This window comes from Pedobacter sp., from assembly GCF_035317785.1.
GTDB lineage: Bacteria > Bacteroidota > Bacteroidia > Sphingobacteriales > Sphingobacteriaceae > Pedobacter.
Map to the genome: position 1 here is coordinate 1 of NZ_DATHGC010000277.1, position 8,873 is coordinate 8,873.

The 8,873-nt window shown below is 45.8% G+C and carries 6 protein-coding genes; 2 read left to right on the top strand and 4 right to left on the bottom strand.

From position 1 onward, the window contains the following. The 4 genes from VK541_RS17105 to VK541_RS17120 all read right to left on the bottom strand — a co-directional run. Positions 1-581 (bottom strand): hypothetical protein (locus VK541_RS17105; protein WP_324371553.1); only part of this gene is annotated, 581 nt, incomplete at its 3' end. 146 nt (positions 582-727) lie between these two features. Continuing rightward, on the bottom strand, positions 728-1,822 hold the full coding sequence (locus VK541_RS17110; protein WP_324371555.1) for a hypothetical protein: 1,095 nt from the start codon (positions 1,820-1,822) through the stop codon (positions 728-730). 34 nt (positions 1,823-1,856) lie between these two features. Beyond that, complete coding sequence (locus tag VK541_RS17115; RefSeq protein ID WP_324371556.1) at positions 1,857-3,137, bottom strand: vanadium-dependent haloperoxidase; 1,281 nt, start codon at positions 3,135-3,137, stop codon at positions 1,857-1,859. Positions 3,138-3,219: 82 nt separating this feature from the next. Next, the gene (locus tag VK541_RS17120; protein WP_324371557.1) at positions 3,220-6,540 is read right to left on the bottom strand and encodes a VCBS repeat-containing protein; all 3,321 of its coding nucleotides are present in this window, start codon (positions 6,538-6,540) and stop codon (positions 3,220-3,222) included. A 344-nt stretch (positions 6,541-6,884) separates the two neighbouring features. Here VK541_RS17120 and VK541_RS17125 point away from each other — a divergent pair, with 344 nt between their 5' ends. Together VK541_RS17125 and VK541_RS17130 are read left to right on the top strand one after the other, a co-directional pair. Next, on the top strand, positions 6,885-8,144 hold the full coding sequence (locus tag VK541_RS17125; RefSeq protein ID WP_324371558.1) for a condensation domain-containing protein: 1,260 nt from the start codon (positions 6,885-6,887) through the stop codon (positions 8,142-8,144). 73 nt (positions 8,145-8,217) lie between these two features. Then, a partial coding sequence (locus VK541_RS17130) for a Gfo/Idh/MocA family oxidoreductase (RefSeq protein WP_324371559.1) occupies positions 8,218-8,873 on the top strand: 656 nt, incomplete at its 3' end.

The window sequence follows — 8,873 nt, forward strand, 5'->3', positions numbered from 1 at the left end:
ACACTGCGATAAAATCGTCCGGCAATGTTGGTATACTCGAGCGTATATGTGCCGGGGGGCACGTCTGGCAGCAATTTGTCATTGCCTTTTATATTTCCCCTTTCATCTCTCCAGGTAAATGCATCATTTGCTGTGGGATGCATGATTATCGTTTGTGTTTCTGCACAGGGCCGCGGATCGAGAATCCTGACTTCATCTGCTCCTAAAACGGATGATTCAAATATCTCCTCGGTACTCCCCGGCCTGGTCATGGACACAACCACCGGGCCGTCAAAATCTCCCAGGTCATCAGACCCCCGGGCGTATGCCCAAACAAAATATGGCGGCCCATCGGTTACTATAGTTTGAAATGGCACACTGGTCCTGGGGGTAAAGGAACCCCGATCGGCATAGTAAAGCTTAATGATCGCTCCCGCAGGGGCAAAACCATTGATGGTGTGATTGGTATAATTCGTTATTCTGAAATGAGGTTCCGGATCGGCTTGCGCCTTACCTTTTTCGGCAATACAAGCTAATATCAGGAACATGGTCAGCGTTCTTAATTTAAGTATCCCTGAAATGTGATTTAGCGCCTGAAGCATTCCCCCCATAATTTTCCGGAAGCATAAGATACAAAATAAGCGGCTGAAATGAGAAGACCGCTGAGATAAAAGAAGGGCTATATCCGTAAAAAAAGAGGCTGTCCAAAAAAATCGGGCAGCCTCTGCATTAGAAACGTATTTTTAGATTAGAGTCTGAAGGAAATACCCAGGTTAACTGAGTAATCTGCAAATGCTGCATCGCCGTTTACAAAGGTAGCCCCGGTTTGTCTTGCGCGGTCCGTAACGCTTTGGGTTCTTTTTCTGTACACTGCAACTGGTACCGAAGCATAGAAATTGATCTTGCTCAGCTGGTAGGTAATGCTTGGCTCCACTGAGATCACATAGCCTGGTCTGCGGAAATCGCCGCTGCCGCCGATGACGTCATGGATAGGAATACCTTCTACACGTGCACCTCCGGACAATACCCATTTGCTGATTGCATAATTAGCGCCTACTCTGGCCATAAATTGATCTGGCACACTGCTGATCGCCTCGTTGGCTATGGTTGCGCTGACAACTTCACGGTAAGTCCTTACGCCGTTGTTCTGACGTGGATTTGCCAGGTAGAAAGCGTTGGCGTACAGGCCAAGGTTTTTACCTACGTTGGTAAAACCGTTCAGTTCTAAAGTCAGACCGGTACCGCCGTCGCCCAGTTGTATCGACTGATCTACGGTACGAAGTTCACGGGTGTTCCCGGCTCCCTGTTGGGTCCAGTAGTCCATATAGTCATAATCACCGGTAGCGAACTTGATGCCCAGTCCTACCTGAAGGTTGGCTTTTGGATTCTTCACTGGATCAAACAACCAGCGGTATGCGGCGACCCGGATGTCTCCTAAACCGAAAGAACGCATCTTGCCACGCGCTTTGGCATTTCCGCCGTGCTCATATTTGGAAGACCTCATATTGGAAATCACCGGAACATCGATCATTGCCGACCAGCGGCTGTCGAATATGCGGATCAGGGAAATATCGGTGGCAAACTGGTGGTTGATCACCTCGTTACCGAGTTCAAGCCGCTCTTTCTGATAAACATCTCCTTTGAAGTGCTTGTTGGACATGAAATAACGTTCATTGACATTGAGCACCCAGCCGCCTGCGGTGCCAAGCTCTCCTTCAGGATGCTCGGTCATGGAACAGATGCCACCTGTACTGCGGATGGCGACACAGCCCTGGGCCTGGGTCTTTGAGGCAAATAAAGTTAATGTGGCGAGTGTGGAGAGCGTAAGTAGAATTTTCTTCATGTTTTAAGAATTAGGATTTATAGCTTGTTTGAATTTATTTTAATGATTTGATCTGATTTGCTTTGAGCTTGTTTACAATGTGTTCACCAATTTTATTACCTACGTTTACCCCGTTTTCAATTCCATCCATAAAATGGATACCCCCCCAGAATCTGCTCATTGCGGCTTCTTTTGCGGCGTGGTTAAACGAAATGAACTTCCTTGATTTCAATCCGTATTTTTCCTCTACATCGTCTGTATAACTGAAATCATCACCAAAGTAATAGGTAAGAATGGTTGCTGTGGTTGAGGAGATGTGTGAATGGCCGCTCATGTACTCCGGAAAGGGAGGAGTTTGCAGCATAGGTTTCCATTTAGGATCTATTAGTCTTCTGACAGCGGTTTCAGGACGGATCCTGTTGCTCCGGTATTTCTCATCCCAGCAGCTGATGAAGCTGTCTGTAAGACCCAGGGTGACCACTGTATAGATTTCCAGTGTTTTTGAGAAGTTAACTTTGGCTTTCTGACAGGCTATACCGGTGATGCCGATCCAGTGTGCCCCGGGGGAGATCTTTTTCAACCCTACCAGTAAATGTCCTTCATTTTTAAGGGCAAAGGGATTGCAGTCCCAGAATGCGGCTATTTCCCTGTGCTCGGTCGTCAATCCGGAGCCTCCTTCTATATAATTTGCCATCAGGAGTTTGAAAAAGGGAGAATTTTTATCTTTTGAATAAGGAATGGGCGGAACTGATTTGAACGCTTGTGCGGAATCAATAAAAAATGGACGTACGGTGTTAAAATAAGGCTCTACAGGTGCAAAAAATGCAGGTGGAGTCGGATACCAGCTGCCTTCTGTGTTGAGCGGCGTATAGCGCGGGTAATTGCTGATCTTGTTGTAGCGGTCCTTTTTGGCGTACGGCATGATCTGTTTGATGACCTGATTGGCATAGGACTGCGAGTGCGCGATGATTTCGTCAGAGAAACCGATCTTACGGCAGGAATCGAGAAATTGCTTTTCAAAGGCACCAAACTGCTTGCCGGAAGGCTGCATTTTCTTTGCCGTGCCTGTCATGGCCAGGATGGCGCTCAGCTGAGGGGAATATGCTCCTGAATCTAAAGGAGTGGTGATGTCTGGAAATTCGTTTAAAACACCTTTTAAGGGCACCACACTGGAATCATTCAAAGCCAGTACGGTATATCCTGAGATGCAGGCATAAGAATAAAACCGGCCGGCCAGTGGTGGATTGGTTACATCGTGGATCATGAACTGCGTCATCTGTTCCAAAACCTTGGCAATATCTTTATTGGTCAATTCCGGATCTTTCTCTTTTTTCATACAGCTCATTAAGCAGAGCAGCAACGCACAGCAAATTATCAGTTGTTTCATTAGTATCGTTTTCATGGTTAAGATGATCGGTTTATTTCTTATTGAACTGGAAAGCCCGCATTTTTTGCTGATTGATCCCTACATACAGGGTATTGTTTAAAGCAATGACACTTCTTACATCGCCTTTTAGCTTCAATCCGCTTTGCAGGTCAGGCACATAGGTAAATCCACCCTTGCCATTGCCTTTCAGCAATACGCCGTGGTTGGCGTCGTACCGGCCAAAACGGATGCGGGACTGGTAGATGTTTCCGCAAAGCAGCAGGTCTTTGTTGCCATCGCCATCGTAATCTATTGGTGTGATGGTGTATACCGGCGAGAACTGGGCCTGTACCGGCAATTGCTTTTCTTTGAACTTGCCATCGGCAGTACTTTCAAAATATGCGGTTTTCAGGTAATTGGCCTTTAATGTCTTTGCATCTTTCATCTCCTCTGGTGTGAATACTTCTTTCAGAGTGGCGTCTGCGTAGCTTTTGTAATCCGGGAAACGGGGACGCATAATGCTCATCTGATCCAGCATTTCATCTCTGGACAGGTAAGGATAGCTCTTGCCCTGGATATAAAAACAAAGGATAGGGTCTACTGCCCCGTTGTCATCAAAATCTTTGTAACAAAGTTCTGCCGGTTCTGTCTCGCTCACACGACACTGGCTGTTCAGGCCGAGGTTACCCACTACCAGATCAGGTTTTCCATCCCCGTTGAGGTCCTCTGCTTTCAGGGTATTCCACCAGCCGGTGTATTCTTTATCAAAATATTTGCTGGTCCTGTTCTTCAGTTTACCGCCATCATTGATAAATGCGCTAAGCGGCATCCAGTCTCCTACCAGAATAAGGTCTTGCTTTTTATCTCCGTTCAGGTCCAGGCATGCGGCATCTGTAACCATGCCCATGTGCTCCATATCCGGTGCTATCTTTTTAATCTGGTCTGTAAAGTGCCCTTTGCCATCATTGATCAGGATAAAGCTTTTTGGGGCTTCAGGATATCTGGAACCTGTATTCCGGCCTCCTACAAAAAGATCCGGACGGCCATCGCCATTGAAATCAGCACTGCGTACGCAGCTTTTGCTCACACGCATTTCCGGTAATGAGCTGGCAGATTTCGAAAGGTTACCCTTGCCGTCATTGAGGTATAGCCGGTCCTGAAACAATGGATCGGCATCTTTGTAATCGCCATATCCACCACTTACCACATAAAGGTCTGTTTTGCCATCGCCATTGGCATCAAAAAACAAGGCATCGGCATCCTGGCTTTCTTTATCGCTAATAAAAGGCTGCTGGTTTTTGACGAACTTCCCATTCTTCTGCTGTATGAACAGGGCACCCGTTTCGTGTAGATCACCGCCTACGTAGACATCCTCAAGTCCGTCTCCGTTCACGTCTCCTTTAGTCATGCAGGGGCCAGCAAAAGAAAGCGCATTGACCAACAGCGGCTGGCGTTTGTAGTCATTGATCTCGTTTTTAACCTGGGCCGATACTATTGCTGAGCTGATTTCTGTAAATATAGCTTTCGGGGGCTGAGGCTTGTGATAGGTCTCTGTTGCTTCCTCTTCCTTTAAATACATCAGCCGGTTACCCGACACTTTTTTCAGCACCTGCTTTTTGCCGCTAAGCCATACGATCTGCAGGGAGTCGATGTCTTTGTCCTTGCCCAGGCCAAAGTGCAGCATGGCAGATACGCTGGACAAATATCCTTTTGAGGGCATTTGCTCTATGCACTGCTGTTTTCCTTTGTTGAACAGGGTAACTACTGCACCGTAGCCACCGGTGTTTTTGCCGGCACCAGTCAGTTTTAATTTTAAATAATGTTTGGTGGAGTCAGCCTGGTTTTGGTAGACAAATGCGGCTCTGTTGATGTTGTTGACAACAATGTCCAGATCTCCGTCATTGTCCAGATCACTGTATACCGCTCCATTGCTGTTTGAAGGGATGTCCATACCCCAGGCTTTACCCTTATCGGTAAAGGTAAGGTCGCCGTTATTTTTGTAGATGTAGTTCTTGACATCAGAAGAAGGCATGTTATTGAGCATGTCCAGGATGTGTTTGGGTTCTACTTGTCCGCCAACACTCTGAAAATAGTTCGCGTTGTATTTGATGACGTCCATATTGGTGAAATCACGCATGTACCCATTGGTCACAAACAGGTCTTTCCAGCCGTCATTGTCATAATCTGCAAATAAAGGGGCCCAGCTCCAGTCTGTGTTGGAGATGCCGGACAGCTGACCGACCTCACTGAAAGTACCATTGCCGTTGTTGATGTGCAGCATGTTGCGCATGTACTGGTAATAAAAACCGTTGCGCAGGTTGATGTTAAAGGATTCATAATTGTCCAGACCGGCCAGCAGTTTTTGCCTGCGGTTGTCTTCGGGCAGCATATCCAGGGTATAAATGTCGGGCTGGCCGTCATTATTGATGTCTGTGATGCTGTTGCCCATTGAAAATAGCGTAATGTGGTCCAGATTGTTTCGCATCTGGTCTGTAAATGTCCCATCACCGTTGTTGATGTACATAAAATCGGGTACGGCGTAGTCATTGGACAGGTAGATGTCCGGTAATCCGTCTGTATTGATATCTGCTATACCGGCGCTGAGCCCATAAGACAAGGTCGAAGTATTCAGCCCGGCTTTTTTGGTCACATCGGTAAAATGGTTATTGTCATTTCTGTACAGTTTAGGGCCGGAAAGCGGATCATCCTGTTTTCTCAGTTCCTGTATGGTCACGTCATCCAGGTTGCTCAGGACATTGATGTTTTCATTCACCAGGAACATGTCCAGATCACCGTCCCGGTCATAATCAAAAAAGTGCGATTGTGTGCTGTAAGAGGTATCTGCAAGGCCGTATGATTCTGCTTCATCGATAAAAGTTGGTAAGCCTTCACTGTTCAGTCCCTGGTTGATGAAAAGCTGGTTTTTCCTGTATTTGTCCTCAAATCTGCCTGAGTAGCAAACATAAATATCGAGTCTGCCGTCACCATTGACATCTGCCATGTTTACTCCATTCTTCCATCCTCCGGTTCTGGCCCCTACTCCTGCCAGGTCTGTGATGTCTGCAAATTGCATATCTCCCTGGTTGAGGTAAAGTTTGTTCCCGCCCATATTGCTGGAAAAATAGACTTCATCAAGCCCGTCATTGGTGAGGTCGCCAACAGCAACTCCGCCGCCATTGTAGAACGCCTGATAGTTAAGAATATTCCGGTCAAAGTCCTCCTTGATCACATTGTTAAAAAGAATCCTGGTCTTTGAAGAGTCCATCAGTTTAAACAGTGGGTTTTCAGCGACTGTATCTTGTCCGTTTTTACCGGACTGACTGCAGGAAGCGAATAGAAAAAGACATGCAACAGGTAAGTAGAATTTTGCCATTGTAGGTATTATAGAATAAGAGAAAACGATTTAGTAATGTAGAAACTTAAATATGGCTGCGTAAGCCTGATTGAGTGATCGGTTCATACAGTTTAGTTTTTCGGTTTATTTGGTTGTGCCTGCATTTGATTCAGGCTGTTTTAATGTCACTGGAACCTTACAGTGTAATATTTCAATGACACTAAAATAAATATATAGCTTTTCTTCTTTAAATTCCTAATTAATTTTTCGGGGCAGGCGTAATAATTCTGATTAAAGGACAACAGGCTGATCGAAAAGTCCTATACAGATAGCGGGGTTTCTTTAAAATAATTACTTATACTTGTTGCTATAGAATCCCTGCTATGAATAGAAAGTTATCCTTGATCGAGGGTACAATGTATGCCGGGGGCCGCACGCCTGTTAATGTGGTCTCAGCAGTAAAAATTAAAGGAAATATTGAATTGCAGTGTTTGCAGGAAGCGCTCGGGAAAGTGCAGGCAAGACACCCCCTGCTGCGTGTTAATGTCATAGAAGATGACTCCAATATCCCTCATTTTATCACACAGGAGCCTTTGGGGAAAGTGGAGGTACGGATAGCGACCCGGTACACCGACAAGGACTGGCAAAAGGAAGCTGCCAGGGAATGCCTGAAACCTTTTGATGCGCAGCATGAACTGCTGATCAGGGTGGTGTGGCTTGCTGCTGATGACGTTTCCGAACTGATCTTTGTGTGCCACCATTGCATATGCGATGGCAGGTCGGTGCTGAACATTATTGATGAAACCCTGCGATTGCTTGCTGAGCCCTTGCTGGATATCGGCAGCTATACCTCATTTGGTTCGGTACAGGAATTTATTCCGGAAAAAATGAGGAACAGTAAGCTCAATCAGTTTAAAACGGCACTGGTCTCTGTGATTGCAAAGCTGGCATTGTCGCTGGTTGCTTTTAAAAAGGAAATAAAACGGAACCGCCCCTACCTGCTCTATTGGAAACTGGATATTGAACAGTCGGCGCGGATACTGGCAAAATGCAAAGCAGAAGAGGTTTCTGTTAATGCGGCAATAAGTGTGGCATTCGAAAGCGCTTTTAAAAGTACAGGTTCTTCAAAATTTCACGATAAAATGTACTGTGCAGTGGATATGAGAAAATTCATCCCGCAGGTAGCGGCCAATATGATCTTTGCTTACCCGTCGATGATCGACCTGAGCCTGAAAAAATGCAAAAGCAATGATTTTTGGTCTCAGGCCCGCTTTATAAAAGAAGACCTGCAGGAGAAAATAAATAAAATGGACGTCAGTGGTGTTTTGATGTACAGCGAGAGTTTGATGCCTTCCCTGGCCAAAATGACAAAGTATGCGCGGGCCGAAAAAGGTGTGCATGATTTTACCTTGTCTAATATGGGCCGGGTGGACATTGAGGAGCGGTATGGCAATATGGAAGTCGATGCTGTGTATCCTCATGCCACTATATTTCCTTTTGGAAATCCCTCCACCCTGTTTACCACCAGTTTTAAAGGCCAGATTGATTTTATTTTCACCTCTGATGAAGTGTTTTTAGCATATGATGAGGCTGTTTTATTGAAAAATGAAGCCATGCGCCTGCTGATTGAATCCGCAGGCTGATTTTTTTAATACTATTTTTCTAAACAAGGAAATGATGTAAATTGTTATCTTGTTGAAAACCAATTTTTAATGTATGAATACACGCCGCGACTTTTTGCAATTACTGGCTGCATCGGCCATTACTTTACCCCTTACACCCTTATCCGGACTGGCAAATGAGGTGAAGATCATTGAGGAAAATTATGATGGCCCTGTTTTAAGGGTAGCTATTATGGGACTGGGCGGGTATGGCGGCCGTGTTGCTGATGCCATGCGCGACTGCAAGAAGGCAAAGCTGGTCGGCGTGATCAGCGGCACTCCTTCTAAAATTACAAACTGGCAGAGCAAATATGGCATCCCCGAGAAGAATTGTTACAACTATGAGAGTTTTGATGCCATCAAAAACAACCCGGATATAGATGCAGTATACATCACTACTCCAAATGGGCTGCACCATAACCAGGCGATCCGCGTGGCAAAGGCAGGAAAGCATGTGATCTGTGAAAAACCTATGGCATTAAATGCCAAAGAGGGACAGGAAATGGTAGATGCCTGTAAAAAGGCAGGTGTGAAACTACTGGTGGGCTATAGAATGCATTTTGAGCCTAAGACCCTGGAAATCATCAGAATGAGAAAAGCGGGTGAGTTTGGAAAGATCATGTTTTTTCAGGGCCTGTGTGGTTTCAATATCGGCGACCCTAATCAATGGCGCTTAAATAAGCAGCTGGCCGGCGGCGGTTCGCTGATGGA